Raw genomic sequence first — 26150 nt, forward strand, 5'->3', positions numbered from 1 at the left:
TGAATAAAAGGATTCAACACTGTCCACACTGACCGTAAGAAAGAGACTATTAACATGGCAGGAGGCAAGGAGATGGTGAAAGTTAGACAGGATGCTTGGCTCGAGGAAAATGATATTTTATTAGCCGAGACGGTGTTGCGGCATGTCAGGGAAGGCAGTACACAGTTAGGCGCATTCGAAGAAGTGGGCGATGCCCTTAATAGGACAGCTGCCGCTTGCGGATTCAGATGGAATGCAGTCGTTCGCCGCGATTACGAGAAAGAACTATCTGAGGCGAAAAAGGAACGGAAACAGGCAATGCGTGTGTTAGGTGCTGATTTCAAGCGACGCAGCCAACAGCTATATAGCCCTTTGCAAGGGGAAGATCAGGAAGAGCGGACGCCTGTCCCACTATCCGCATTATCCCTTGACACCGTTATTGCTTATTTAATTCGTTTACATCATAGCGGCGGAGGCGACTCTGAATCACTCAGATGGAAACAGACTGCAAAAATCGCAAATGAGAAAGTCGAGACTCTTCAAAAAGAGATTGAAAAGCTTCAATTGGAGAATAAAACCTTGAGAAGCGACTACGAACAGTTCGTGCAGATCATGAACCGCGCCCGTAGATTAGTTACATTGGATGATGACACTGAGCGTACCGCCCCGGTCTTCACGATGGAGCGTAACGGCAACCTCGTATCAAAAGAACCGCCGATCAATCATTGATCCGGCGGTTTTTTATTTTTGGGGAGGGGGCGTTTATGCGTAATTGCGTGAGTTTATGCGTGTCTTGTGCGATTTATGAGTGATTCTACGCGTTTATGAGTGATTGCGCGCGTTTATGCGTGTCTAACATGATTTATGCGTTTTTAACCTCTTGCAAGCATTTTTTGATTTCGTTCGACGACGCGATTTAAGTAGAACAGATAGAGTTCCATTTCTTCCGGCGTTAGGCCTGCCATTTGGAATTCTTCTGTTGAAAGCGCTCGGAGCAGTAGCTGGACACGAATGTTGATGTCGCTGACAGTTAGTGGTTCACCTAAAAGTTCCGACAGGGATGCCATTACTTCCGGCTGTATCGTTGGGTAGGTGAATTTTGTCTGCTCGCCTTGCAAACCGTTTTCGTATAAATCGCGAATGAGTTCTGCACGTTCAGCGCCGCTGCCTTCCACGCATAAATATACTTGGACTGCGACGCCTTGCCGTAGTCTTCTTTGGGAAATCCCTGCGAACTTGCGGCCGCCGATGCTTAAGTCATAAGTGCCCGGACAATAGGAGCCGACAATTTCATAGGCTTCTATTTGATCCGCTGCTTCCGGAAACAGCATGCGGACAAAGGCTAACATTGATTCATAACCTTCCGGAATATCGATGGATCCGTCCTGTTCGGATAGAATAATTGAAATATTGAGCACGCCTTCATCGAGCACAACAGCAAGTCCACCTGAATTCCGGACAATTGTTTTATAGCCCGCTTCGTGAAGCGGCGGCAACGCGTCATCGATATGCGGCAAACGGTGATCCTGGATGCCTAAGACGATTGTGTGATCATGCACCCATGTGCGGACGGTCGGCACGGTCATTTTCTGGCCGACGAGATGGCAAAGTGTATCATCCATTGCGAAGGACTCAAGGGCGGAGCGATTTATTGCAATCATCGATTCGTCGATGAAGCGCCATTTTGGTAATTGCAAATTAGACATTTCATTATCTCCCGGTTGTTAGATCAGTTTTTTTCCGCTATAAGCATACACCAGATCATGCCTGAGGAACAGTTATACACTTCTTGTCGATTATGTGAAGTTGGCGACTCAGAATCATGTTTTTGACTTCGTTGTGTTAGACTATGGGGAGAAGTAAATCAACGTATAAAGGAGTTTGAATTCATATGAACGAAGCAGCGATTACACTCGATGGCTGGTATGTATTACATGATTTCCGCACGATGGATTGGGCGTCTTGGAAGTTGATTTCAAAAGAGGAGCGTCAGCAAGCGGTTGATGAATTCATCGCTTATTTGGATAAATTACAGCAAGCCGATGATAATAAAACCGGTAGCCATGCATTTTACACGGTTGTGGGGCAAAAAGCGGACTTCATGTTGATGACGTTGCGCCCAACGATTGACGAATTGCAAGAGCTTGAAGCGGAATTCAATAAATTGACGATTGCAGACTATACGATTCCTGCGTATTCGTATGTTTCCGTTGTGGAATTGTCAAATTATCTTGCGGGTGAATCCAATGAGGATCCATACCAAAATCCGTATGTACGCGGACGTTTGTATCCGGAATTGCCACGTAGCCAGTACATTTGCTTCTACCCGATGGACAAGAAGCGTGATGGCGAGGATAACTGGTATATGCTCAGCATGGATGAGCGTAAGGCTATGATGCGTAGTCACGGGATGATTGGACGCGGCTATGCGGGCAAAGTGAAGCAGATCATTTCCGGTTCTGTCGGTTTCGATGATTTCGAATGGGGCGTTACGCTGTTTTCAGATGATGTGCTTCAGTTCAAGAAATTGGTTTATGAGATGCGTTTTGATGAAGTGAGTGCGCGTTATGGCGTATTCGGATCGTTCTTTATCGGGACGATGTTGGATGGAGATAAAAAAGCTTCATTTTTTACTGTTTGATTAAACGTGCAAGGAGCCGCCAATACTGGGGCTCCTTTTTATAATGTTGATTTCCGCTACAGGCGGACGCTTTCCGCCGGCATGGCTTCAGCCTCCTCACTACGCTTCGCTTCGTTGCGGGGTCTTCAGCTCATGCTTTTCCGGCAGGAGTCGCCGCCTTTCGCTTCAATCAACGGAGATCACTAATATAGGATACGAAAAGTCCATAAATCGTCTCAATCACGCATAAATTCACCTAAAAGTCCATAAATGTTTACAAAAACGCATAATTCCACAGAAATGTCCATAAACGCTCGTAAACACGCATAAACCACGATAGTGAATGAATTTTCATCCCCTTAAATAGCTTATAATATCCTCTTTCAAGTCATTTCCATTCCAAAACGTCAAAGCTGAGTCTTCACCGAGACGATTTACGAGATGTTCAACGTAGTCCGTGCCTAACAAATAGCCAATACGGTTATGGCCGAAATAGGAGCCTCCGGAAAGTCGGAACCATTCTTTTTCCTTCGCCATATCCCATTCTCCTATTAAGGCATCGTCTAAAAATCGTCGCTTCACTTCGGCTTTATTTTCCTCGTAGCATTTCACCCATGGTTCCCCGTCGTCATCATATGTAAAATAAATTGGTTCCGATAGACCCGGGACTGTCTGCTTGGATAAATACGTTGCAGCGCCTTCTGTGAAAAGCGTCGTCAAGCCGTGCATCCAATCGACTGTGGACCAATCCATACCTTGACGGGTTGCCATTGAAAAATGAGTGACATGTCCAATTTCGTGCGCGGCAATCACTTTTAGGTGGTCATGTTCTGGTGATAATTTTTCGACGGCAAAATAGATTTCCCTTCTGTTGTCCCTTGTCACGAATGCGTTTGAGCCGAATGTGCCGACAAGCATTTTATAACTCATCTCAACATCAAGATTATATTTCTTTTGATAAACCGCAGTCATCTCTTGAAGAATTGCCGGCAGACTTTCTGAAATGGAACGGATATCGTAAAATTTTTCATTATATTTCTTGAGTGCCGCTTGCAGGCGTTCCTCTGTTCTTGGGCAATGAATCGGAAAATAGTTTGCATAGACCCTTTCATGTTCATTTAAATACGCTTCCAACTCAGCAAATGTTTTATCTTCGCCCGCTCCCCAAAAATCAATGAAACTTGGTATATTATTTTCAATTCGCATGCGAATCCCCCCTTCCCCTTAGTATACATGTATCCCAAGATAGATGACTACACAATTCACTGGATTCAGAACCCTCGTTTCAGAAAGGGTTGGGAAGTTTTTTGGTCATGAATGAAAGTAGTAAAGCATATGGTTTACCGAGGGGGTTATGCTGTGGCAGTTATAAAGTACACAGATAAGGAAGTTGACTTGCTTGCAAGGTTGATGCGCGCAGATGCAAAGGTGAAAGGCAGCTTGGTATGCTGATGGTTGGAAATGTCGGAGTCAACCGAGTGCGTGCTGACTGTTTGGATTTTAAAGATGTCCGGAACCTCTAACAAATGGTGTTTCAGCAACCCGTTCACTCTGGTTTTTCGAACCATCTGGCGATTGCCCTGTCCAATGGTACAATCAATGGAACACCGGAAGGTACAAAGCGCATTGCTTCTTTTCCCCTAGTGCACAGGATTGTCCACAAGTTTAATCCAATTTCAAAATTGAAAGGATGAAAAAATGGTCCAATACTATTGGAATCCCGGTTTTCAGCAGCAATCTCCACAGTTTCAACCACAGTTTCAGTTTCAGAATCAAATGCCTGGTATGGTACCGCCTACAACAGTCCCAAGTACTGGTGGTAGGCCGCCTTTTGTCGAGCAATCGTATATAGAGAACATTCTTCGACTGAATAGAGGCAAGCCCGGCGTTTTCCACTTCTCGTTCGAGCATGCAATCGAAGCGGGAAAAAACACTTTAGCAATTCCCGGAGTAGTTGAAGCAGCCGGTCGTGATCACGTCATTTTAAGCACAGCTAGTGGCAAACGCTACTTGATGCCAATGATTTATTTTGACTATGCGGAGTTTAATGAAGAACTGAACTACTTTAATCAACAGCCTTGACCAATGAAAAAAGGTCTTCCGTTGCCTATTTCGGCAATGGAAGACTTCTTTTATTTTCAAGTATATGCCGGAATCTTTCCGGTTCATCCACCCGTAACGTAGTCGCAGTAAATTCCTTTTCCATTCCAAGGAATAATGTCGCCTTCAAAGGCCGGCTGAAATGGATGATGCAATGCGGCTTCACTTCTTCAAAATCACGGGCCATGAATTCGATCAATCCCTTTGATTTCAAATTATAGTGTTCCGCATCGAGACCCCAATCGATTTTTCCAATCGCATCATAAGGAATTTCCATGCGTTTCCCGAGTCCGAGGGATACTTGCATATGATTTTCATTCATCTTCAATGGGTTCAAGCGTACGGCTTGAATATCTGCAATGAAGTAAATGACTGTGTAAATATTCAAGATAAGCAATACGATGGAGAGTATCGCGGATTTCCCATGTAACCACCAATGGATACCAATCGTCTCGATAACAATTGCGTGAATAAGCATAATGTAAAACGCTAACAGACTTGTCTTCTGGTGCAATGAAAACATAATTTCCCCGACGGGCGGTTTCCGTTTCCAAGAGGCAAATGCGTAATAGAACATAAGTGATTCTGCCGCCACTATGGAAATGAGCGGGTGGGATGAAACTTTCTCTTTTACAAGTGCGGGGAACGCGAATAGGCTACTAACTTGATGCTCCTTTATTTCCTTGATAATTCTTGGTAGATGTTTAATTAACAGGAAAATCAGCCCGAGTTCAGCAAGTACGATTAGTCCTTCGACACCGATTGCTGCGTATGGGACGAATTTGAATGGCTCAAAATAGTTGATCGGAATGATGAATCTCGCAGCTATAAGCCCCATCACCATGAATGTGATAAATCGCTTCAAGCTGAAACCTTTCTTCCTTGTGAGCGATAGCATCAGTAGCGGCGCAACGATGGCGAGGTCCACTAACGAGCCGATGACGACTGCACGGGCGTTTTCTGGCATAGGGATTGCAGGTAGCCGATAGACAAAATAATTGCTGACAAGAACAAATAGCAATAGTCCAGCAAATAGGACTTGTTTTGAACGAAAACGGTTCAACACCATGGAAATTCCCCCTTTTTTATAGGATATCAAAAATGAGCGAGTGTATGTGTGAAGGTTTTGACAATTCATTGAAGATTGAGGGGGGATTGGACGCGGACTGCGCTTCTTTGAACGCGCCCCACCCCATTCCCACCCCATATTCCCCCGACGCGATTAAAAAAACGGTCTGAAGAATTTTAGTTCTTCAAACCGCTTCATTTCCTATATCATTTTCCAAATTTGATAGCTGCGATGATTAACATGATCCATCCAACAATGAATGCGACGCCGCCGATTGGAGTGATGGCGCCTAAAATGCCGATGCCAGATAGGCTGAGGACGTATAGGCTGCCGGAAAAGATGATGATGCCGGCTAATAGCAAGTAGCCTGCCCATGTCAGTTGGGTGGATGAGCCCATGAGTGACGGGCTCATGAGGATGCCAACTACAAGGAGGCCGATTGCGTGAAACATTTGGTATTGGACGGCTGTTTCCCAGACGGCTAGATAATGTTCGGATAGCTTTTCTTTTAAGGCATGCGCGCCGAATGCACCGAATGCAACGGCAAGTGCTGCGTTAACAGCTCCTGCGATAATGAAGAACGGCATATTGTTTTCCTACTTTCTATCGTAAAGATAATTGCTCCATCTCTTATCATAGCTGTTTTGGCTTTTAATTAAAAATCAAAGATTGAGCCGCCGTTTGCGTCTTCCTCATCTAACGGCTTGCCTTCCAATGAAGAAAGTAACGGCTTATGGGAGATGGCCATTGTTCTTGGTGTGATGATTGGTTCTTCTTGACGCTCAGTATTAGTCTCGCCAAGCACGACTTGACATAGAGCCCTTACCGCCGTTAATGCTTCACGGACAGTTTGGTCGTCCTTTGCCGACTTTGCAAAGCTGAGCTGGCGTTCCATTTCCTCAATGATTCGTTCGTTTGTAATCATTGTTTTGCAACCCCTTTCTTCGGTTCATATTTCAAGCATTCCATTCCGGATGATCGCTTGACGACGATGGATGGGATTTCCCGCGTTTTGAATCCGTACGCTTTGCAGCCACGCGGGTTTTGCGGGTCCCATGTGACAAAGAAATATTGGCATTGAAAACAGTTCCCCGCCATTCGACCAACCTCTTTCACTTTACTTTACCACTTGGATCGACGAGTTAAAACTTCCTAATCGTATTGCACCAGTCCATCGGCTTTTCATTCCACTGTTTCAAGAACTGATTCGCCTTGGAGTATGGCCTGCTGCCAAAAAATCCACGGTTTGCACTAAGCGGACTTGGGTGGACGGATTCGATAATTGCATTTCGTGTTTCGTCGATCAGCTTCTTTTTCTCTTGCGCGGGTCGCCCCCATAGGATGAAAACGACTGGCTCTTCACGATTGGAAAGTTTCCGAATCACTTCGTCCGTAAAAAGATGCCAGCCACTTTTCCGATGGGAATGCGCCTCCCCTTCCCTCACTGTCAGAATGGTGTTGAGCATGAGCAAGCCCTGTTCCGCCCAGCCGGTAAGGGTTCCCGTTTCCGGAATGGCACAACCAATATCACTCTGCAATTCTTTGAACATATTCCGAAGGCTTGGCGGAATTTTGACAGTTGGCTTGACCGAGAAGCTGAGTCCGTGAGCTTGTCCAGGACCGTGGTATGGATCCTGCCCTAAAATCACGACTTTCACGTCTTCGAACGGCGTCAACTTGAATGCCGTCCACATATCTTTTATCGGAGGATACACGGCGTGGTTGGTGTATTCTTCTCTTAGGAAATCGCGAAGCTGCAAGTAATACGGTTTCTGAAATTCCTCCGTGAGGACTTCATCCCAATCGTTGCCGAATCTTTCCTCTGTCATGTTGTTCACTCCTTGAATTCGATTGTTACGTCGTATCCTGCGAATGAAAACATTTCCTTCAACGTCTTTTCAGCATTAAATTCCGCAGTTTTCAAAACTCCTTGGCCGGTTGCTTCCTCGAGGATGAGCGTCTTCGCCTCAGCAGCAAGTTCATAAGCTTCATCGATATTCGCCTTCGTGCGAAAAACCCCTTCGTACGAATAAACTTCAACTTCATCAAAGTAGATTTCAGCGCCGCCTAAAAAGATCGCTGGAGGCAAAAATAGTTTCGCAGTCTTATTCTTTTCATCTATAATTACATCTTTTTCGGCTAATTTGGACATGTCGACGCCAGCTTTAACGGACCCCGGAATGACAACAAGCAGCTGTCGTTTTGTTCCTGGCAAATTCATCCCGATGCTTTGTCCAAACAACTGGTTGTCTTGACGCTCGACGATGACTTTCGTAAAGGCTTCCGCAGTCGCCATTTCATTCAGATCCATTATCTGTTCAAGGAAAACGCCTTTCTGTTCCGTGAAGGTGCTACCTTGCTTCAAGAATTGGAAAGCGATAAAAGGTACAGAGATGAAGGCAAGGAGCAGAATGACCGCGATTAAGATTATTGACCGTTTCCAGCCAAACAAAAGCATTTTGGTTACTCGCCACAAACTGACGGTGGATTTGGGTCTCGGTTTGGTTTTCCTGCCGAGCGCCTCTTCCACTGTCACCGCACTTTCGGCTTCGGATGCTTTGAGTTCCTTTAATAACCTTTCAATCTCTTGCAGTTTCTTCTTATCTTCCATACCCTCACTCCCCTTCTTTCGACATTTTATCTATGAGATTCGCTATTAAGTTGTACGTATAGCCTATCGAAAAGTTCCCAAGCAAACAATAGATAGACTTGAATAAATTCTTAATACGACTTTAATCTTCAATCTCCGACAATTGTATTTATTCTTTATTTTGATTACTATTAAGGATGGAGTTAGTGAACAGGAGGAGATTTAAACCATGACTATGAAGAAGACACTTACAATTGCAGGTACCGATACATCAGGCGGCGCGGGAATCCAAGCCGACCTTAAAACATTCCAAGAGCATGGCACATATGGCATGACGGCCTTGACAGTCGTCGTGACGATGGACCCCGATAATAATTGGAGCCATGGAGTTTACTCACTTCCGATCGACGTTTTGAAGGCGCAACTCAAAACAGCACTTTCGACAGGAATTGACGCGATAAAAACTGGAATGCTTAGTACGGAGGAAGTCATCGAAACTGCTGGGGAAGCTATTGCTGAATCCGGTCTTGACCATGTCGTGATCGACCCGGTAATGGTATGTAAAGGTGAGGATGAAGTTCTGAATCCAGGAACAGTTGACGCGATGGTAGAGTTTTTGCTACCGAAAGCGGAAATCGTTACACCAAACTTGTTCGAAGCAGGCCAACTTGCGGGCATGAAAACACCGTCTACAATTGAGCAAATGAAGTCCGTCGCTGAAAAGATTCATTCATTAGGCGCACGCAATGTCGTGATCAAAGGCGGAAAGCAGCTTCAGCATGATAAAGCTGCGGACCTTTTCTATGACGGCAAGACGTTTACATTGCTTGAAGCCGAAAAGACAGAAACTCACTATAACCACGGCGCTGGCTGCACTTTCGCAGCTGCGATCACAGCGAATCTTGCGAACGGTCTAAATGTGCGAGAAGCCGTCATCGAAGCGAAGAAATTCGTTACCGCTGCGATTGCAAACGGTTGGAAGTTGAACGAATACGTCGGTCCGGTTATGCACGGCGCTGCTAAACGAGTAGGTACACAGGAGATTACGGCTACGGAGATATAATGTGTAAAGGTTAGAAGCGGTAGTACTCTTCTAACCTTTTTGATTCATTTAGCTACAAGCCCTTCAGTGCCTGTCGAGGCTAAACGCCGCCTTCCGCTTTTGTTACATCCAGCTACAGGCGGCAACCTCTCGGGTCACTTCGGTCTTGAAAGAAAAGGCAAAGAACGCCTTTTTTTCAAGCCCTTCAGTGCCTGTCGAGGCTAAACGCCGCCTTCCGCTTTTGTAACAAGCACCTAAAATGCATTCACTAAAGCTTTTCTATATACTGAAACTATCCGTATTTTTTGTATGAAGGAGGATGAATTAATGGAAATCGTGAAACCGGATCATTTACAGGAACTACTTGATACATTTGCGAATAAAGACGTCTATATCCATTTGGAGACGACGAATGGCGCATATGCTGCCCATTTAAAAGAAGGATTCTTCAACGCAGGGGCTTTTATTCGAAATGTTGTTGTCAAATACGAGCTTGGCAAAGTGGCGGGCGAATCGCCGCATCGCGTTGGGTTGAAGCTTCCTTCGGGATGGATTTATGCGCAAGGCATTACACACTATACAGTCGATGAGCATGATCGGCTTCTCATGTGCGGACTCGATCCCGATGGAAAGCTTGCGGTTGCGCTCGAAATAAGCGAAACACCTTTTACATATTAAGCTATTGCCGTAACGAACAGGAGGCTTTTCGATGATTAAAGAAGAACGCCATGTACTTGTCATTTTCCCACACCCGGATGACGAAGCTTTCGGCGTGTCGGGCACGATTTCTACCTATATTGAAATGGGAGTTCCCGTCACCTATGCTTGTCTTACCCTTGGTGAAATGGGACGAAATCTTGGCAACCCACCAATTGCGAACCGCGAGACATTGCCGCAAATCCGTAAAAAAGAATTGCAAAATGCTGCGGCTTCGATGGGGTTAACTGATCTCCGAATGATGGGATTACGTGATAAGACGATTGAATTTGAGGATGATGAAAAAATGATCCAGCTTGTAACCGATTTGATCGAGGATACTAATCCATCCGTTATCATTTCATTCTACCCTGGACTATCCGTCCATCCGGACCATGACGCAACAGGACGTGCAGTCGTCCGCGCTGTCAGAAGGATGTCGGAATCCGAGCGTCCAAAACTGTATACGATTGCATTTTCGAAAAATACAGCCGAAGTTTTAGGAGAACCGGACATTATCCATAATGTCGAGGCGGCGGCTCAGAAGAAACTCAACACGCTTAATTCACATGCGTCACAAACCGTTTGGATGATGCGTGATATGGAAAAGCGTTTGGCTGAAAAAGATCCCGATGCATTAAAATGGCTGCATACCGAACGATTTTTCACTTATAAGTGGGATAAGGATTTTGAATAAAAATAGAATTTCCCCAAGCTCCGAGTTCATCGGGGCTTTTTTTTAGCCATCTCGGAAAACTGAAAAGTGAAACTTTACTATACTATATTTACAAATGAGGCTTAACCCTTTACTATGTATAAATATACATTAACTACGAGAATTTATTCATAAGGAGAGACGCAGATTTGAAAAAGCATAGTATATCCACCTTTCTCTACTTTTTAATCCCTTCCATTCTTGGAATTGTCCTATTCATGATCCCATTGAAGTTCGGTGAAGAATGGAAAGTGCCAATCGCAAAATTTGCTGCTACTTTATCGGGTTGGTTGGAACCAGCGATGCCGATGACAGCAATGATTATTATTATAATCGCAGCAGTCGGGTCATTGATTTATTCATTCATCCCGCGTAACAGCTCTAAACCAACGTTAATGGAAAGCTTGTTTAAAGTAACGCCATTTTGGACGATTACACGTATCATTGGTGCCATTTTCGCTATTATGGTCACATTCAAAATCGGTCCAGAAATCATTTGGAATGAAAATACAGGGGGCTTGCTTCTTGCGCCGGATGGCCTTGTTTCATTCTTATTCACGATTTTCTTATTCGCTGGTCTTTTATTGCCACTACTATTGAACTTCGGTCTTTTGGAGTTTTTCGGCACGATGATGGTAAAGATCATGCGCCCATTATTCAAATTGCCTGGTCGTTCTTCGATTGACGCGCTTGCATCATGGATCGGAGATGGAACAATTGGTGTTTTACTGACGAGCAAACAGTATGAAGATGGCCATTATACGCAAAGGGAAGCGTCGATTATCGCGACAACTTTCTCTGTCGTTTCCATTACGTTTTCACTTGTAATCATCGATACAGTCGGTATGTCGAATTATTTCCTTCCGTTTTACGGTACAGTTCTTTTGACGGGTGTAATTTTGGCATTGATCATGCCGCGTATTTATCCGTTAAGAGGAAAGAAATCAGAGTATATTGATGGTCGGAAGTATACCGGGGACGAAGAAAAACTTCCTGAAGGGTATAATGTTTTCAATCACGGCCTTGAAAATGCATTGGACACGGCTTCGAAAAACCGTTCCATCGGAAGGATTTTCACAGATGGAATGCGCAATGTTTTGGACATGTGGATCGGTGTCGCGCCAGTTGTAATGGCGTTCGGTACGGTTGCTCTTGTGCTTGCTGAATATACAGGTGTATTCACCTTTTTAGGAAAGCCGTTTGAACCGATTTTATCCATTCTTGGAATTCCTGAAGCGGCTGAGGCTGCACAAATGATGGTTGTTGGATTCGCGGATATGTTCTTGCCTGTCATTTTAGCAGAAGGCGTCATCACGTCCCAGATTACATTGTTCACAATTGCGACGGTTTCTGTTGTCCAGTTGATTTACATGTCTGAGGTTGGTGGTTTGATTTTAGGCACGAAGATTCCGATCAACTTCTTGGATTTAATTATCATTTTCCTACTACGTACACTCATCGCCCTGCCAATCGTTGCAGGCGTTGCACATTTGTTGTTTTAATAAATAAAATATTAAATGTTGATTTCCGTTTCGGGCGGACGCTTTCCGCGGGCACGGCTTCAGCCAATCGAACCACGAAGAGTTCGATTTGCCGTATTTCTGCGGCTTTTGCAGAAATTAAGGCAGCCGTTAACTAATCCCTGCTCGTAACGCTACGCTTTCGCTGGAGTCGCCGCCCTACACTTCAATCAACAGAGATTCCATAATACTAAAACATACTATCTAATAAGACCGCTGATCCTTTATCTGGATTAGCGGTCTTTTACTATTACTTATTCAATTTTATTTTCAATTGTTTAAGCATGTCTTCGGTCATTGCGTCTAAATCATATTTCGCTTTAAAGCCCCATTCTGCCGTGGCTGCTGATGGGTCGATGCTATCGGGCCAGCTGTCGGCGATTGCTTGGCGGACCGGGTCGACTTCATAGGAAATTTTGAAGTCTGGAATATGTTTTTGGATAGATGCAGCGATTTCACTTGGTTCGAAGCTCATCGCGGTTACGTTGAACGCATTGCGGTGCACCAATTTCGCTGGATCTGCTTCCATCAAGTCGACGATGGCCTGCAAGGCATCTGGCATATACATCATATCCATATAAGTGCCTTCCGCGATGAAGGATGTGTACTTCCCTACTTCAATCGCCTTGTAATAAATGTCCACTGCGTAATCGGTCGTTCCTCCGCCTGGCTGCGCAACGTAGGAGATTAATCCTGGGAAGCGGACACCGCGTGTGTCAACTCCGAATCGCGTGTAGTAATAATCGCAAAGCAATTCGCCTGAGACTTTATTGACACCGTACATTGTTGTCGGGCGCTGCAATGTGTCCTGAGGTGTGTTTGCTTTGGGGGTGGAAGGACCGAATGCGCCGATTGAGCTTGGCGTGAAAAACTGCATATTTAGTTCACGTGCCACTTCAAGTGCATTCACGAGTCCGCCCATATTGAGATTCCAAGCAAACAAAGGTTGTTTTTCTGCTGTTGCAGATAAAAGCGCAGCCATATGCATGATTGTGTCTGCACCAAAATCCTTTGCGATTTCATGCATTTTCTTTCCATCCGTTACGTCCAAAATTTCAAACGGTCCCGTAACCGATTGTTCCGGCTGGCGGATATCCGTGGATAAAACGTTTTCTTCACCGTATTCTTTCTGTAACTTGGCAATCAATTCCGAACCGATTTGTCCAAGCGCTCCAGTCACCATAATTTTTTTCAACCCATACTCCTCCTTGCGATCATTTGTACTTTTGGGAAGGACACTCTTTTTCGATGTAACTTCGAAACACTTTACTATCAATATAAAAAGATTATATTATGTTCATCTCGAAAACACAATAATGGTTCTCTTATCTTAATCTTTTCCTCTGACTTTTCTGTTATACTTAAGTAAAAAATGTTGAGGTGTGCAATGTTCAGTAAATATATGAATTTTATTCTTGTCATAGTTGCAGGCGCCCTTTTGACTGTGGCTTTGTTTGCTTCAGGCTTGCAGATGTGGCTTGTATTCACGTTGGTCATGATTTTTACTTTCGTTTTAACGATGGGTTATCCTTTCTATATCATTTACAAATCGAAAAGTTTGAAACTGATTGACCAGTATCTCACCAATCATAGGAATAAACCGATTTTCGGATATGCCCATGCACTTGCACATGGGACAGACGAGGAAATAATTACTCAGCTGAATAAAATACTAAAATCATATGCGAATGCGGAAGTACAAGAAATATATAAAGCCAATTTGTTAGTCTTTCAAAAGAATTGGAGAGGTTTGATTGACTTCTCGAAAACGATGGAGAATGTTGCATACCGTGATTATTATGCTGGAATCGGATATACGATGAGTAATAATATGGGGAAAGCCACCGAGTATTCCCAGAAACTCCGAACTCCTTGGTTGGTACATTCCATGAAGGCAGTTATTGCCATGAAGCAAAAAAAGCAGGATCAATTTTTGACTGAGACACGGCTTGCAACTAAGAGTGCGCTTGGTATGCAGCGATATGTCATTCATCATTTGCTGAATCGAATGGCTGAAGGTGTCTTTTCTACGAAGGAAGGGTGAGGATATTTCCCCTCACGCAAAAAAAATCCCATCTTTTACGAGATGGGATTTCTTTTTATCAATTAACTAACTGATTTTACAAATAGTTTACCTTCATCCAAAGAACATTCAAGCTGTCCCCTTGCCTCAAGATCCTTCACAATTTCTTCCATATACCAGTGGTTATTGCCATCAAGTAGCGATAATCTTCCCGCTGACCTTCTTGCAAGCTCCTCATACGAAAGAATCCCCGCTTCACGAATGATGGTAAGTATCACCTTTTTCACTCTGTCATATCGGAACTTCACAATCGTCACGCCCTCTTTACCGTTCAATTGCAATAGCTGGACGCTCTCGTTATATCGCATATGCTTCACCTTTCCGGACTATATTTCTACTCATCTATTACCCTTTTCAACCGATTTTAATCACTTTATTGACGAAAACAAAAAAACTGCCGCATCGGCAATCTTTCGCCGATACGACAGTCATCCTAGTCTATTATGAAATTACGCCCAATTCCTTGCCTACCTTTTCATAAATTACAAGTGCTTCATCGAGCATTTCCTTCGTGTGTGCAGCAGTCGGCATATTGCGGACGCGGCCGGCGCCCTTTGCAACAGTCGGGAATACAATCGATTTCGCGTAAACGCCTTCCTCAATCAATCGCATAGAGAATTGCTGTGTTAGCTTCTCATCACCGATAATGCATGGCGTAATCGGCGTTTCGGACACGCCAATGTTGAATCCAAGCTTCTTCAAGCCGTCCTTCAAGTAATTGCCGTTCTCCCATAACTTATCACACAGCTCAGTCGACTCCATAATTTTATCCAACGCACCCATGATTGCTGCAACATCGCCTGCCGGCATTGCAGTTGAGAACAGGAATGGACGGGAGCGCACTTTCAGCCAGTCGATCAATTCCTGCGTTCCAGCGACATAACCGCCGACAACACCTATCGCCTTCGACAATGTGCCGATTTGGAAATCGATCTCCTTTTCAAGTCCGAAATGTTTCACTGTTCCTTTTCCTTTACCAAGGACACCTGATCCATGCGCATCGTCAACATACGTTATCAAGTCGAATTCCTTAGCGATTTCCACGATTTCCGGAAGCTTCGCAATATCGCCGTCCATTGAGAAGACACCATCAGTAATGTACATGACCTTGCCATACTGGCCGGATTCTGTCGCTTCTTTCGCCTTAGCGCGAAGGTCGTCCATATCTTGGTGGTTAACGCGAATGATTTTCGCGCCGGATAGACGGCAGCCGTCGATGATTGAAGCGTGGTTTAATTCATCTGAAAGAATGGCGTCTTGTTTATTCATAACAGCTGAAATCGCAGCCATATTACAGTTGAATCCTGATTGATAAGAGATTGCTGCTTCTGTCCCTTTAAATTCTGCAAGCTTTTTCTCAAGCTCAACGTGGATATCAAGCGTTCCGTTGATGGTACGTACTGCACCTGCACCTACGCCGTATTTTTCAGTAGCTGCAATTGCGAGCTTTTTCAAATCTTCGTCAGTCGCCAAACCTAAATAGTTATTCGAGGATAGATTGATCAATTCTTTCCCTTTGATCTTGATAATCGGGCCATTTGGACCTTCTACTGGGTCGATTTCATTGTAGAGACCTTGGTCGCGTAATTCCTGTAAATTTTCTTTTAAAAATGAATCGAGGACTTTTGACAAATTGATCTTCCTTTCAAACGGGTTATGCCCCCATTTTAGCATATAGGGGCGCAACTCGCAGAACGAACTATTTACTCGTCAATCCACTCAGATAATAGTTGGGCCTTTTCATCGAATTTATTCCTCAAAATCGCTTTATCCATCACTTGCCGTAGCCTTCCCTCAGATTGTGCGAAGGCATGCATATAACCCGTTCCATCCATTATTTTCTCTTTATATCTTCCGCTGATCTCACGGATTTTTTCTTCAGCCGCCTCATCTTCAACGCACAAGGACACAAGATCCAAAATTTCGTCCGTCGGCCCTTCAGGATCGTAGTCATGGGGCTGGGTTGCATCGAATAGGCAAACCGACAATTCCGGCAATAACACGAGGTCCACACTTCTTGGATCCAATCCACACCATCCATAGAGAACGTCAATCCCTCTTCGTTCCGCCTCTTTGCCAAGCGCCTTGAGCATCGTCGATTTCCCTGTTCCCGACAATCCCTTCATGAGAATCCGGCGCTTCATCTTATTAGTGATGGATGGCAGATAATCGCGAGATCCCCCAATAGATAGCGAGCCTGCTATCCGGTGGGAAACGGTCGATTTCTTATGAAGTTTCATCGTACCGAAAAGCTCCTTTTTCAACGACTCTATCAAGTTCTCATGTTCTTTCCACATCATTCTGTTGATGTTCACTTTCTCCCAATCATCGTGGATCAGCAATGCATTTTTCATAGATTGAAGCATTTTCGAAAGCACTTCATCCGATTCTTGGGCGATGGCAGTCATTTCAGCCTTTTGCGCCTCAAGTTTCTTTGTATCGAATGCATCATAGAAGCTGATGACATGATGTCGGCCACCTAACTCGGTCGGTTCCAATGAAACCGGATGGGATGCCTGTATGATGAATAAACTGAGATCCCTGACAAAAATGGCTTCCGTATTGTCCGGCTCCACCGGATTATTGAAACGATCTACATCATATCCCCGTTTAAGAAAATGTCCCGCAGCTTGTTTCAATAAATTCGAAATGGCATTTGTCGGAGGCGCCTTTAAAAACACCGTCTTTTCCGAAGTTGCGATCAATGTCTCATATTTATGTGCAATTCCGCGCCCCGTATAGGCTGTCCCCATGTATTCCGTGATTGTACCGTATATGATAACCATCCTTTCTTTTCGGTTACTTGTTACATACGTCTACCATATGCCCAAAGAATAAAAAAAAGCACGGCTTGTCTGCGCGTGCTTTCAAAACATTTTTTTTACAATTAATTCTTGCTTCCAACGGCTGTGTGTTCGACGGTTTCATTCATATCGACATGCTTTGGCACATTTTCACCGATTTCTTTAGTTGGATGGACGGTTGATTGGACCAATCCCATAATTTGAGCTTCATCCGCTCCCGCCAACTTCGCTAATAGCTTTCGGCATTGAGGCAGCGAATAATGAACGATTTGGCCAATCAAAAGCGCGATGATCACCGTTCCAATTCCTACAGGACCACCTAATAACCAGCCTGCAATTGCAACAATCACTTCAATTGATGTCCGCACTTTTTTGATGCTGAATCCAAGCTTTTCGGAAAAAATGAGCATCAGGCTATCACGAGGTCCAGCCCCTAAATTAGGCGCAACATAAATACCGACCCCGTAAGCCATAACTACAATTCCAAGTGTGAAAATGATCACTTGGCCCGTCATCGAGCTAATGTCTGGAATTAACCAATTGAATAAATCGATAAATAGACCAATGAGCAGCAAATTCAGCCATGTGCCAAATTTCGGCCACTGTCTTAGGACAGCCGCCGTCGCTACGACGATGATAATACTCAAAATGATTCCCCATGTACCGATCGACAATTCGAAATTCCGGTATAATCCAATATGCAGGACATCCCAAGGGCCAACGCCAAGACGTTGCCCTTTAATAGTCATCGTAATGCCTAACGATAAAATCATCATTCCGACTACGAAGGAAGCCCATCTCCAAACAATTATTTTTCTCATCTACATTCTTCTTTCCCAGCCATTCAAATTTCGAATGGTATTTTCAAAAAATCTATTCTTTAACGATATCCCCAAACGATGCGTCAACTACCCTCGCAAGGTCCGTCGGTGCCAACTTCATCTGCAAGCCAGGCCTGCCGGCACTCACAATCATAACATCAAGTCCTTCAGCCGATGCGTCGATCACAGTCGGATATTTTTTCTTCATACCAACTGCCGAACAACCACCACGGACGTATCCCGTCTCCTTCGTCAAATCCTTCAACGGCAACATATCTAACTTTTTCACACCGACAGATTTCGCCGCCTTCTTCAAATCAAGTTCATCCGCCACCGGAATGATGAAAACGAATAATTCCCGCGGGTTAGCTATCGCGACAAGCGTCTTGAATACTAAATCCACCGATTGCCCCGTCTTCTCCGCCACCGACACGCCATCCAACTGGCCATCATGAATATCATATTCCATCAAATCGTGGGCGACCCGCTCACTCTCCAAAATCCGAACCGCATTCGTCTTCTTCTGCTTCGCCATTGCCCCACATCCTTCGGAAATAAATCATGAATCCCATACCTCATCCCAAATACGCATAAATTCCTCGAATCACGCATAAACCAGCACGAACACGCATAAATCCCCTCATTCACGCATAACTCGCCACAATCACTCATAAATCCGCGAATTCACGCATAATCCCCCACAAACACGCATAAATCACAAAATCACTTCTCAAACATCTTCTTCAAAGCATCCGCCATCGCCGTATTCACCGGCTCATCCTGCTTCTTCAAATACTTTTGCACATCACGCTTATCAGCTTTCTTACCACCAGAATTTGAACGACGCTTTTCGAAGGCAGAGAGCTTTTCTCGATGTCCGCACTTACATACGAAGATGCGGCCGTCCCCTTCCCCGCGCAACTCAAGCTTCTTCTTACAATTTGGGCAGCGTGCATTCGTCAATTGAGAGACATTACGACGGTGGCCGCACTCACGATCTTGGCAGACAAGCATTTTTCCACGTTTGCCATTCACTTCAAGCAATGGCTTTCCGCAATCCGGACACATTTTCCCAGTGACATTATCATGTTTGAACTTCTTGTCATCCGTTTTGATTTCACTAACTGTCTTCCTTGAGAATGCCACCATATCTTTCATGAAAGCTGACTTTTTCATTTTCCCATTGGCGATTTTCGTCAGGCTCTGCTCCCATTCTGCTGTCAAAGCAGGTGATTTCAAATCATCCGGCACAAGCTCTAAAAGCTGTCTGCCCTTCGAAGTCGTGTAGATGTCATTCCCTTTCTTCTCGATGACAAATGAGCTGAACAGCTTTTCGATGATGTCTGCACGTGTCGCGACAGTACCTAATCCACCTGTATCGCCAAGTGTTTTGATCAGATCTTTTGATTCCCCCGCCATGAATTGAGAAGGATTTTCCATCGCAGCTAATAATGTTCCTTCATTGAAACGGGCCGGCGGTTTTGTCTGCCCATCCGTCATGACGATTGCCCGGATTTTCACTTCGTCGCCTTTCGTAAATGCAGGCAAACGGTCGGTGTCTTCCTCTTCTTCATCCGTGGAATAAACTGCCTTCCACCCTTCATCCGTAACTGTCCGCCCTTTTGCCTTGAACAGTTCCCCGCCTACTTCAAGCTCAGCAGTCACTTGCTCATAGCGGAATGGACCGAAAAAGACTGCAAGGAAGCGTTTTACAATCAAGTCATATAAACGCTGTTCCTTATCAGATAAGTTTTGATAAATCGGAGTTTCCTCTGTCGGGATAATCGCATGGTGATCCGAAACCCGCTTATCGTCTATGACGCCCTTCTGCGGCTTCACAGCTCCTGAGCGCAACAGTACATTTACAGATTTCCTGTACGGCCCGATGTCGACCGCTTTTATGCGTTCCTTCAACGTATCTGCCATATCTGATGTCAAATGCTTGGAATCGGTTCGTGGATACGTCACCGCTTTATGTCTTTCGTATAGATTTTGCAACGTCGACAAGGTTTCTTTCGCGGACCAGCTCCAGCGTCTATGTGCTTCTTTCTGCAATTCCGTCAAATCGAATAAAGGAGGGGCCGGTTGCTGCTTCGGCGTCGTTTTCACATCTTTCACCTTTCCGGAATGAACTCCATCAAGACGAGTTAGTAATTTCTCAATCAATTCTTTATTGAACGACTGTGTTTGACCTGCTTTATCGGACCATGTGAATCTTGCAGTTTCCGTCAATGCCTGCAATCCATAAAAGAATCTCGGCTTGAATTCACGGATATGCCTTTCCCGTTCTGCAATCATCGCAAGTGTCGGTGTCTGTACACGACCCGTCGATAATTGTGCATTGTATTTCACTGTAAGTGCACGCGTCGCGTTAATACCTACAACCCAGTCCGCTTCTGCACGGGCAACCGCTGCTTCATATAAATTTTCGTATTGGCGACCGTCCTTCAAATTATTGAATCCGTCTTTAATCGCCTTATCCGTCACGGATGAAATCCAAAGGCGCTTCACTGGCTTGCGATTCTTCGTCATTTCGAGTATCCAGCGCGCAACAAGCTCCCCTTCACGTCCAGCATCCGTCGCGATGATAACTTCCGTAACATCATTCCGTCGCAACTGTGCTTTGACCGCGTTGAATTGCTTCGATGTTTGTTTGATTGGCGTTAGTTTAAACGGTTCAGGAATAATCGGCAAATACTCCATCTTCCATTCCTTGTATTCATTGCCGTATCCTTCAGGATCTGCATGTGTCACAAGATGACCAAGCGCCCATGTGACGATATATTTTTGACCTTCCAAGAAGCCATTTCCTTTTTTATTACAGCCTAATACCCGCGCAATATCCCGCGCCACGGATGGTTTTTCGGCTAATACAACTGATTTGGACATTGATAAATCCCCTTTCTACTTAACACGATTATACGTGAGAAGCCCCTATACGTCATTGTAGGCGCCCTAAAAACAAAAGCGCAGGGCGCCCGGCTTAGGGGCGACGGGCATAAGGCGAAGATGCGGCGTGGCCGCTTTTTGCCACAGAGCGGCTTTGACTTATGACCCAAGCGCCTGGCGCCCGGAGTCTGAACGAAAAAACCTGTCGCACACCTCGAAAGGGCGACAGGTTTTATATATTTCAATCGTTATCCAATGTATCTTTGCACAAATCCTTACTCATTTCCCCGTACTTCCCGAAAACCCTTACCATTTCACGTAATCGATTATTCACATCTTCATCGATAATACGATTGTCTTCATCGAAATGGTCGTATTGTGTGTACACATAATTCGGTGTCACAAGGGAACGGAAGTAATCTAAGATTGGTTTCAATTGATTTTCAACAACAAGATGATGTTGGTGAGTGCCGCCATTCGCAACAATGGAAACCGGTTTGTACCGCATGGCATGTGGATGAAGCATATCAAAGGCATTTTTCAAAACGCCTGGAATGGATCCTTGAAAGATAGGTGTTGAAATGATGTAAGCATCCGCTTTTTCGAATTTCTGAACCAACTTTTGCATATCTTCGTTATATTGTTCCAATGGACGACCGTCCACGAATTGATGTTCATAATCTGCAAAGTCCATCCGTTCAATTTCGTATTCATTACCCGTTTCTTTCATATACTTTTCGACCGCGTCGAGTACCGCGCCGGTTTTGCTACCTATAATGGTCCCGTCCACAAACAAAACTTTCACAGGGCATCCTCCTTATAGCTGTTCTCCATCGTTCATCGTACCATAGACATGGAGACATTTACTTGAAACAAGCTTACTTGACTATTTTCGTCGAAGCCGGTGCTGCACCTGGAATATTTCGTTTCCCTACGGAAGGTTCTTCAATGAATTTTTCTTCCAATTGTTCATACGGGATTGATCCGTCCAGAGATTCCATACCCAGCCGTTCCTTGACTCGCTCAATTGTCTTTGCAGGAGATGTGAGCGCAATGATTGCATCCCCTGCTGTCGCTTGCAACTCAACTTTCGGCGTGTAGAATTCAATTGAACCATCCGCACGCAAGATATATAGAAGAATCGACTTATCATCGCGTTCCCGTAAATATTGTGTATAACTGTATTGCTTCGTGATCATCGTCTTTCGGATTACGTGCCCCGCATGCATCCTCTCCTCGAGGGCATAGATCGATATGGAAGGCGAAAAGAGTTTTTGTCCGCCAGTTATTTTGAATGCCTCCAAGTCTTTTTCTACATGGAAGGCCGTTTGGAATAAATGCTGGCGCCCTAAGTCCGGTGCAAAATCCGCGCAAATATGTGCGTTATACGTATCCCTCTTTGTCATAGCAAGCATATATCGATAAGGCGTCAAATCTAGATGGTATTCAATCTGTTCAGAAAGGATATCGCCAACATAACTATTCAGTCCACGCTTTCTTGCCTCCGCGAGTGCCGCCCAGCCCTGATCGACAAGAAGGACTTCATTGTTAGTGTCCCTAATTGATTCAGCAAGTGCAGCAGAAAAACGTGAACCTCCTATTATTGCAACACCCGACTCTTCGGTAGTCGTCAAATTCAACTTTTTCGCAATGAAGCCAATCGAAAAACCATGAAGAACAACCGTGAAAAAGACGAGCGCGAACGTCAATGCAGTTAATAACTCGGCGTCTTTGTAACCATTGTTGAGAAGAATTGTTGCAAAGTAACTGGACACAGTCAAGGCGACAATCCCTCTTGGTGCAATCCACCCTATCAGCAATTTCTCACGGAAATTGAGATCCGTACCTATTGTAGAAATCCAAATCGATAAAGGACGAACTACGAAAAGCATTGCAGCGACATACGTAATAATTGCCGGATTGAAGATTTCAATCAGGATTTTCGGATCAAGTGAAGCAGTAAGCATGACGAAAATTCCTGAAATGAGAAGCACCGATATATTCTCCTTGAAATGGCGAACATCATTCAACGTCGTCAGGCGCATATTCGCCATCTTCATTCCCATTGCTGTAACAGCAAGCAATCCTGTTTCATGCATGATTTCATCCGAGAAGACGAAAGTGAACAGGACAACGACAAACAGAATCGGCGCCTTCAAATACTCCGGTATACTTCCCCGCTCGAACGAATTTCCAATGATTAGGGCGGCAAGCCACCCGATGAACACTGCAAATGCGGATGCAGCAAAGAATAATAATAATGATTTTAGTGTAACTTCGCTATTGATGAATTTAATAAATTCAAACGCAAAGACCGCAAGCAATGCGCCGAAAGGATCGACGACAATCCCTTCCCATTTCAATATCGCGGCGGGACGCGGCTTCAACTTCGCCTGTCTAAGCAACGGAAGGATAACCGTCGGTCCCGTGACGATGAATAAACCACCTATGATAAAGGCGACTTCCCAAGATAGTCCGGCCAAAAAATGTGCTGCAAGTGATCCGGCTATCCATGCAATGAAAGCGCCAATGGTCACAATCCTACCGACCGGTTTGCTGAACCCCCTAATTTCCCGAACATCCAAGTTCAAGCTACCTTCAAATAAGATAATCGCAACAGCAAATGTAATAATCGGGCCAAACAGATCCCCCATCGTTTCCTGTGGATTAATTAACCCGAAAATCGGTCCAACAAGCAGGCCCGCGAGAGACATGACTACAATTGCAGGCATTCTATATTTCCACGCAACCCATTGCGAAAGGATTCCCAACAAAATGACAAGCATCAAGTCAAATAATAATGATTCGAACACGGAAATTCCCCCTGTCCTTTTAAGAATATGTGTTAGTTTATCACAATTCCACTTCCAATCCACACATTTGTACATAACTCCTTTTTTAGAATCATAGGGTTAAAAGAAGAGTAGTTGATTGATAGGTAAGAAAGGGTGATTCCGATAGAAAATTCAAAGAAGAAAACCGTTGCATTCTACATTGCAAGGGCCGACGGGAAAGGCTCTTATCCCACAAGACGGGCTACTATACTTGCCCAAGCTATCGCAAAAGAAGTGAACGTCCTATTCATAGTAGGTGAAAATTCTCCCCTACCGTCTGATGAATTCAAATCGATTATTGTCGGTAAAAAGTCCAACCTGTTACAAGTTTTAACATTCATCCAACCTGATCTGCTTATCCGAGATTCCGGTTCGACGATTTCAGAAGAAGTGGAGAAAATACAGGAAGTTGTTCCATCCATCCTGCATTTTGATGATTTCGGGGATGGTGGAAAACAGGCGGATTTTGTAATCCAAACCCTTTTGGACGATTCTATTGAAGAAGTGCCGGAACATTATGTGAGAGATCGCCAGCTTTTCATCGCAGACCCGTCCATGCATAAATTCGAGAAACATGGACTTAAAAAAGAGCCTCCGGGACCCCTCCCTCATCTTGTCATCTCGTTCGGAGAGGAGGATGAAGGAAACCTGACATTCAGGGCATTGCGCCACGTTTCTCAGCTACAGATTCCATTGAAAGTGACCGTCCTTGTTGGGGAAAGGTATCCGCATGATGTAAGCACTCTTCGTATGATGGCGCTCGGCAGGCGAAACACAATTGTCCAGCAACCTCCTTATGACCTACCGGAAATTTATGCGAATGCAGACGTCGTTTTATGCGCGTCGGGCTATATGCCGTATGAAATAGCGGTGATCGGCATTCCATGTATCATACTTTCGCAGAGTGATTTTGAGGTGGGACTGACATTTCCAAAAGAACAGCACGGCTTCGTCCATCTTGGCCTTGGACGGAAAGTGAAACAATCGAATCTACTCAATGCAATCATGGAACCCCTGCTACATGAGCCTTTAAGGAAACGGGCCATCGAACGCCAACTCTCCCTCAATCTTGGAGGAGGATTGGACACGATTTTAGAGACAATCTTCTATCTAGTAGAACATCCAAAACGCGGAGTAGGCGGAAAAACAATGTCCGATATGCTAAACTAAAGGAAAACGATTGGAGTAATATTTATGAATAAACGTCAGATCGAATCGGCAATTGCCGAATTGAAAATGGACTATATTAGCCTTCAAGGCGATGTGGAGAAATTGGAATCGACAGGACATGCAGACTCCGTCCATAAAGCGGAGCAACGGTTAGCCGTGATGGAAGAAAAATTGGCTTTGTTGAATAAACAACTTGTAGAGCTCTCTGAATGACAAAATGGCTGTCCACGGATAGATGATTCTATTCGTGGACAGCCATTTTCGTGATCCGAAGCCAGCGTATGGGAACTCTTCGTGATTTTACAGGAAGTCGATAACGTTCTATGGGAACTCATCGCGATTCTACGGGAAGTCGACGACGTTCTATGGGAACTCATCGCGATTCTACGGGAAGTCGACGACGTTCTATGGGAACTCATCGCGATTCTACGGGAAGTCGACGACGTTCTATGGGAACTCATCGCGATTCTATGGGAAGTCGACGACGTTCTATGGGAACTCTTCGTGATTTTATGGGAAGTCGATGCGGTTCTATGGGAACTCATCGCGATTCTATGGGAAGTCGACGATGTTCTATGGGAACTCCTCACCCAATAAAAAAACCGCCTCTTATGAAAGAGGCGATTCATTCAGTATTCAGTTCATCACGCGATGACATATTCCCTCACCGCTGTATCGTTTATCATTAATTCCTTCAAGTATTTCTTAGCACGGAATAAACGGGATTTCACTGTGCCAATTGATACTTTCATCAAATCCGCGATTTCAATTAATGAATATTGGTATACATAGAAGTATTCAATCGTTGTTCGGTAAATGCCATCCAATTGACCAATTTTTTGTTGGACCATCAGTTGGATATCATTTTGTTCGATCATTTCAACCGGTGTCGGGTTATCACTGGGAACCAAATCCAAGATTGGAACGTCCAATGTTTCAGGTTGATTCATCACATGTTTACTTCTTCTAACGTCTTTTCTGTAACGATCGCGGAAAGTGTTCATACAGATTGTAGTCAACCACGCTTTCATACGGTCGACACTGTCCATTTTCCCGCTATAGCGGACAACTTTGACCCACACGTCTTGCATAAGGTCTTCTGCTTCCTCTTTATTACGTGTTAATTTCAAACATAAATGATATATATAACGGCCATATTCCTCGTATAGCTCAGTCAAGTCGATTTTCATAGATAATTCCTCCGTTTTGTAACTGTTG

The 26150-nt window shown here is 44.5% G+C and carries 29 protein-coding genes and 1 pseudogene; 12 read left to right on the forward strand and 18 right to left on the reverse strand.

What is annotated here, in order from left to right:
* Positions 1 to 72 precede the first annotated feature (72 nt).
* Entirely contained in the window at positions 73 to 708 is a 636-nt protein-coding gene (locus tag ACFPZG_RS02095; protein ID WP_317940406.1) for an RsfA family transcriptional regulator, read from the forward strand.
* A gap of 143 nt (positions 709 to 851) precedes the next feature.
* Here the strand turns inward: ACFPZG_RS02095 and ACFPZG_RS02100 are convergent, their stop codons facing one another.
* Positions 852 to 1685, reverse strand: coding sequence for a lipoate--protein ligase family protein (locus tag ACFPZG_RS02100; protein ID WP_283733102.1), 834 nt, complete (start codon positions 1683 to 1685; stop codon positions 852 to 854).
* A gap of 185 nt (positions 1686 to 1870) precedes the next feature.
* Between ACFPZG_RS02100 and hemQ the strand changes: the two genes are divergently transcribed.
* Positions 1871 to 2620 (forward strand): hydrogen peroxide-dependent heme synthase, encoded by a 750-nt coding sequence (gene hemQ, locus ACFPZG_RS02105; protein WP_283733103.1) that lies wholly within the window; start codon positions 1871 to 1873, stop codon positions 2618 to 2620.
* A gap of 330 nt (positions 2621 to 2950) precedes the next feature.
* On the opposite strand, the gene ACFPZG_RS02110 is transcribed toward hemQ, so the two are convergent.
* Complete coding sequence (locus tag ACFPZG_RS02110; protein WP_283733104.1) at positions 2951 to 3805, reverse strand: aminopeptidase; 855 nt, start codon at positions 3803 to 3805, stop codon at positions 2951 to 2953.
* A 153-nt stretch (positions 3806 to 3958) separates the two neighbouring features.
* Between ACFPZG_RS02110 and ACFPZG_RS02115 the strand changes: the two are divergent.
* Both ACFPZG_RS02115 and ACFPZG_RS02120 read left to right on the forward strand, forming a co-directional pair.
* Positions 3959 to 4268 (forward strand): annotated as a pseudogene (locus ACFPZG_RS02115) (cell wall hydrolase).
* A gap of 29 nt (positions 4269 to 4297) precedes the next feature.
* On the forward strand, positions 4298 to 4681 hold the full coding sequence (locus ACFPZG_RS02120) for a spore coat protein GerQ (protein ID WP_283733105.1): 384 nt from the start codon (positions 4298 to 4300) through the stop codon (positions 4679 to 4681).
* Between the two features lie 25 nt (positions 4682 to 4706).
* Here ACFPZG_RS02120 and ACFPZG_RS02125 read toward each other — a convergent pair whose 3' ends face one another.
* From ACFPZG_RS02125 to ACFPZG_RS02150, 6 genes are all read right to left on the reverse strand, one after another.
* The gene (locus tag ACFPZG_RS02125; RefSeq protein WP_283733106.1) at positions 4707 to 5768 is read right to left on the reverse strand and encodes a beta-carotene 15,15'-monooxygenase; all 1062 of its coding nucleotides are present in this window, start codon (positions 5766 to 5768) and stop codon (positions 4707 to 4709) included.
* 206 nt (positions 5769 to 5974) lie between these two features.
* The gene (locus tag ACFPZG_RS02130) at positions 5975 to 6355 is read right to left on the reverse strand and encodes a DUF423 domain-containing protein (protein WP_317940407.1); all 381 of its coding nucleotides are present in this window, start codon (positions 6353 to 6355) and stop codon (positions 5975 to 5977) included.
* 68 nt (positions 6356 to 6423) lie between these two features.
* The gene (locus ACFPZG_RS02135) at positions 6424 to 6693 is read right to left on the reverse strand and encodes a YwdI family protein (RefSeq protein WP_283733107.1); all 270 of its coding nucleotides are present in this window, start codon (positions 6691 to 6693) and stop codon (positions 6424 to 6426) included.
* A complete protein-coding gene (locus tag ACFPZG_RS02140; protein ID WP_283733108.1) occupies positions 6690 to 6866 on the reverse strand; it encodes a uracil-DNA glycosylase in 177 nt (58 codons plus the stop codon). Before ACFPZG_RS02140 ends, ACFPZG_RS02135 begins: the two co-directional genes overlap by 4 nt.
* A 44-nt stretch (positions 6867 to 6910) precedes the next feature.
* Positions 6911 to 7597 carry a uracil-DNA glycosylase gene (locus tag ACFPZG_RS02145; RefSeq protein ID WP_283733109.1) on the reverse strand — a complete coding sequence of 229 codons (687 nt, stop codon included), beginning with the start codon at positions 7595 to 7597 and terminating at the stop codon, positions 6911 to 6913.
* A 5-nt stretch (positions 7598 to 7602) separates the two neighbouring features.
* Positions 7603 to 8379: a DUF4230 domain-containing protein gene (locus tag ACFPZG_RS02150; RefSeq protein WP_283733110.1), complete on the reverse strand. Its 777-nt coding sequence runs from the start codon at positions 8377 to 8379 to the stop codon at positions 7603 to 7605.
* A gap of 208 nt (positions 8380 to 8587) precedes the next feature.
* Here ACFPZG_RS02150 and thiD point away from each other — a divergent pair, with 208 nt between their 5' ends.
* From thiD to ACFPZG_RS02170, 4 genes are all read left to right on the forward strand, one after another.
* The gene (gene thiD, locus ACFPZG_RS02155) at positions 8588 to 9421 is read left to right on the forward strand and encodes a bifunctional hydroxymethylpyrimidine kinase/phosphomethylpyrimidine kinase (RefSeq protein WP_317940408.1); all 834 of its coding nucleotides are present in this window, start codon (positions 8588 to 8590) and stop codon (positions 9419 to 9421) included.
* Between the two features lie 306 nt (positions 9422 to 9727).
* Positions 9728 to 10078, forward strand: a complete 351-nt coding sequence (locus tag ACFPZG_RS02160; RefSeq protein ID WP_317940409.1) for a YojF family protein — start codon at positions 9728 to 9730, stop codon at positions 10076 to 10078.
* 34 nt (positions 10079 to 10112) lie between these two features.
* Entirely contained in the window at positions 10113 to 10793 is a 681-nt protein-coding gene (gene bshB2, locus ACFPZG_RS02165; protein ID WP_381426396.1) for a bacillithiol biosynthesis deacetylase BshB2, read from the forward strand.
* Between the two features lie 167 nt (positions 10794 to 10960).
* The gene (locus ACFPZG_RS02170; RefSeq protein WP_283733111.1) at positions 10961 to 12313 is read left to right on the forward strand and encodes a YjiH family protein; all 1353 of its coding nucleotides are present in this window, start codon (positions 10961 to 10963) and stop codon (positions 12311 to 12313) included.
* A 268-nt stretch (positions 12314 to 12581) separates the two neighbouring features.
* Here the strand turns inward: ACFPZG_RS02170 and ACFPZG_RS02175 are convergent, their stop codons facing one another.
* Positions 12582 to 13526, reverse strand: coding sequence for an L-threonine 3-dehydrogenase (locus ACFPZG_RS02175; protein WP_283733112.1), 945 nt, complete (start codon positions 13524 to 13526; stop codon positions 12582 to 12584).
* Between the two features lie 192 nt (positions 13527 to 13718).
* Between ACFPZG_RS02175 and ACFPZG_RS02180 the strand changes: the two genes are divergently transcribed.
* Positions 13719 to 14375, forward strand: coding sequence for a hypothetical protein (locus ACFPZG_RS02180; RefSeq protein ID WP_283733113.1), 657 nt, complete (start codon positions 13719 to 13721; stop codon positions 14373 to 14375).
* 62 nt (positions 14376 to 14437) lie between these two features.
* Here ACFPZG_RS02180 and ACFPZG_RS02185 read toward each other — a convergent pair whose 3' ends face one another.
* The 8 genes from ACFPZG_RS02185 to ACFPZG_RS02220 form a co-directional block, all read right to left on the reverse strand.
* On the reverse strand, positions 14438 to 14722 hold the full coding sequence (locus tag ACFPZG_RS02185; protein WP_283733114.1) for a DUF6958 family protein: 285 nt from the start codon (positions 14720 to 14722) through the stop codon (positions 14438 to 14440).
* A 133-nt stretch (positions 14723 to 14855) separates the two neighbouring features.
* Complete coding sequence (locus ACFPZG_RS02190; protein WP_283733115.1) at positions 14856 to 16046, reverse strand: glycine C-acetyltransferase; 1191 nt, start codon at positions 16044 to 16046, stop codon at positions 14856 to 14858.
* A gap of 71 nt (positions 16047 to 16117) precedes the next feature.
* Positions 16118 to 17200 (reverse strand): hypothetical protein, encoded by a 1083-nt coding sequence (locus ACFPZG_RS02195; protein ID WP_283733116.1) that lies wholly within the window; start codon positions 17198 to 17200, stop codon positions 16118 to 16120.
* A 101-nt stretch (positions 17201 to 17301) separates the two neighbouring features.
* Positions 17302 to 18039 (reverse strand): YczE/YyaS/YitT family protein, encoded by a 738-nt coding sequence (locus tag ACFPZG_RS02200; RefSeq protein WP_317940411.1) that lies wholly within the window; start codon positions 18037 to 18039, stop codon positions 17302 to 17304.
* 52 nt (positions 18040 to 18091) lie between these two features.
* Entirely contained in the window at positions 18092 to 18574 is a 483-nt protein-coding gene (gene ybaK / locus ACFPZG_RS02205; RefSeq protein WP_283733118.1) for a Cys-tRNA(Pro) deacylase, read from the reverse strand.
* Positions 18575 to 18762: 188 nt separating this feature from the next.
* Positions 18763 to 20928: a DNA topoisomerase III gene (locus ACFPZG_RS02210; RefSeq protein WP_317940412.1), complete on the reverse strand. Its 2166-nt coding sequence runs from the start codon at positions 20926 to 20928 to the stop codon at positions 18763 to 18765.
* Positions 20929 to 21169: 241 nt separating this feature from the next.
* Positions 21170 to 21733: an NADPH-dependent FMN reductase gene (locus ACFPZG_RS02215; protein ID WP_283733119.1), complete on the reverse strand. Its 564-nt coding sequence runs from the start codon at positions 21731 to 21733 to the stop codon at positions 21170 to 21172.
* A gap of 73 nt (positions 21734 to 21806) precedes the next feature.
* Entirely contained in the window at positions 21807 to 23741 is a 1935-nt protein-coding gene (locus ACFPZG_RS02220) for a cation:proton antiporter (RefSeq protein WP_317940413.1), read from the reverse strand.
* 135 nt (positions 23742 to 23876) lie between these two features.
* On the opposite strand from ACFPZG_RS02220, the gene ACFPZG_RS02225 reads away from it, so the two are divergent.
* From ACFPZG_RS02225 to ACFPZG_RS02235, 3 genes are all read left to right on the forward strand, one after another.
* Positions 23877 to 24932 (forward strand): PseG/SpsG family protein, encoded by a 1056-nt coding sequence (locus ACFPZG_RS02225; protein ID WP_317940414.1) that lies wholly within the window; start codon positions 23877 to 23879, stop codon positions 24930 to 24932.
* A gap of 24 nt (positions 24933 to 24956) precedes the next feature.
* Positions 24957 to 25145, forward strand: a complete 189-nt coding sequence (locus tag ACFPZG_RS02230; protein WP_283733122.1) for an SE1832 family protein — start codon at positions 24957 to 24959, stop codon at positions 25143 to 25145.
* Between the two features lie 81 nt (positions 25146 to 25226).
* Positions 25227 to 25529: a hypothetical protein gene (locus ACFPZG_RS02235; protein ID WP_317940415.1), complete on the forward strand. Its 303-nt coding sequence runs from the start codon at positions 25227 to 25229 to the stop codon at positions 25527 to 25529.
* Positions 25530 to 25576: 47 nt separating this feature from the next.
* On the opposite strand, the gene ACFPZG_RS02240 is transcribed toward ACFPZG_RS02235, so the two are convergent.
* Positions 25577 to 26122 (reverse strand): RNA polymerase sigma factor, encoded by a 546-nt coding sequence (locus ACFPZG_RS02240; protein ID WP_283733124.1) that lies wholly within the window; start codon positions 26120 to 26122, stop codon positions 25577 to 25579.
* Positions 26123 to 26150 lie beyond the last annotated feature (28 nt).

Source organism: Sporosarcina thermotolerans (genome assembly GCF_042658975.1).
Lineage (GTDB): Bacteria > Bacillota > Bacilli > Bacillales_A > Planococcaceae > Sporosarcina > Sporosarcina thermotolerans.

What these genes read in the sequence shown, in the direction of transcription:
- ACFPZG_RS02150 (WP_283733110.1), bottom strand. Translation starts at nt 8,379, where the DNA reads ATGGAAGATAAGAAGAAACTGCAAGAGATTGAAAGGTTATTAAAGGAA.
- ybaK (WP_283733118.1), bottom strand. Translation starts at nt 18,574, where the DNA reads ATGGCGAAGCAGAAGAAGACGAATGCGGTTCGGATTTTGGAGAGTGAG.
- ACFPZG_RS02125 (WP_283733106.1), bottom strand. Translation starts at nt 5,768, where the DNA reads ATGGTGTTGAACCGTTTTCGTTCAAAACAAGTCCTATTTGCTGGACTA.
- ACFPZG_RS02160 (WP_317940409.1), top strand. Translation starts at nt 9,728, where the DNA reads ATGGAAATCGTGAAACCGGATCATTTACAGGAACTACTTGATACATTT.
- ACFPZG_RS02135 (WP_283733107.1), bottom strand. Translation starts at nt 6,693, where the DNA reads ATGATTACAAACGAACGAATCATTGAGGAAATGGAACGCCAGCTCAGC.
- ACFPZG_RS02145 (WP_283733109.1), bottom strand. Translation starts at nt 7,597, where the DNA reads ATGACAGAGGAAAGATTCGGCAACGATTGGGATGAAGTCCTCACGGAG.
- ACFPZG_RS02180 (WP_283733113.1), top strand. Translation starts at nt 13,719, where the DNA reads ATGTTCAGTAAATATATGAATTTTATTCTTGTCATAGTTGCAGGCGCC.
- ACFPZG_RS02110 (WP_283733104.1), bottom strand. Translation starts at nt 3,805, where the DNA reads ATGCGAATTGAAAATAATATACCAAGTTTCATTGATTTTTGGGGAGCG.
- ACFPZG_RS02210 (WP_317940412.1), bottom strand. Translation starts at nt 20,928, where the DNA reads ATGTCCAAATCAGTTGTATTAGCCGAAAAACCATCCGTGGCGCGGGAT.
- ACFPZG_RS02095 (WP_317940406.1), top strand. Translation starts at nt 73, where the DNA reads ATGGTGAAAGTTAGACAGGATGCTTGGCTCGAGGAAAATGATATTTTA.
- hemQ (WP_283733103.1), top strand. Translation starts at nt 1,871, where the DNA reads ATGAACGAAGCAGCGATTACACTCGATGGCTGGTATGTATTACATGAT.
- ACFPZG_RS02195 (WP_283733116.1), bottom strand. Translation starts at nt 17,200, where the DNA reads ATGGTTATCATATACGGTACAATCACGGAATACATGGGGACAGCCTAT.
- ACFPZG_RS02240 (WP_283733124.1), bottom strand. Translation starts at nt 26,122, where the DNA reads ATGAAAATCGACTTGACTGAGCTATACGAGGAATATGGCCGTTATATA.
- ACFPZG_RS02130 (WP_317940407.1), bottom strand. Translation starts at nt 6,355, where the DNA reads ATGCCGTTCTTCATTATCGCAGGAGCTGTTAACGCAGCACTTGCCGTT.
- ACFPZG_RS02140 (WP_283733108.1), bottom strand. Translation starts at nt 6,866, where the DNA reads ATGGCGGGGAACTGTTTTCAATGCCAATATTTCTTTGTCACATGGGAC.
- ACFPZG_RS02100 (WP_283733102.1), bottom strand. Translation starts at nt 1,685, where the DNA reads ATGTCTAATTTGCAATTACCAAAATGGCGCTTCATCGACGAATCGATG.
- thiD (WP_317940408.1), top strand. Translation starts at nt 8,588, where the DNA reads ATGACTATGAAGAAGACACTTACAATTGCAGGTACCGATACATCAGGC.
- ACFPZG_RS02230 (WP_283733122.1), top strand. Translation starts at nt 24,957, where the DNA reads ATGAATAAACGTCAGATCGAATCGGCAATTGCCGAATTGAAAATGGAC.
- ACFPZG_RS02120 (WP_283733105.1), top strand. Translation starts at nt 4,298, where the DNA reads ATGGTCCAATACTATTGGAATCCCGGTTTTCAGCAGCAATCTCCACAG.
- ACFPZG_RS02200 (WP_317940411.1), bottom strand. Translation starts at nt 18,039, where the DNA reads ATGAGAAAAATAATTGTTTGGAGATGGGCTTCCTTCGTAGTCGGAATG.
- ACFPZG_RS02185 (WP_283733114.1), bottom strand. Translation starts at nt 14,722, where the DNA reads ATGCGATATAACGAGAGCGTCCAGCTATTGCAATTGAACGGTAAAGAG.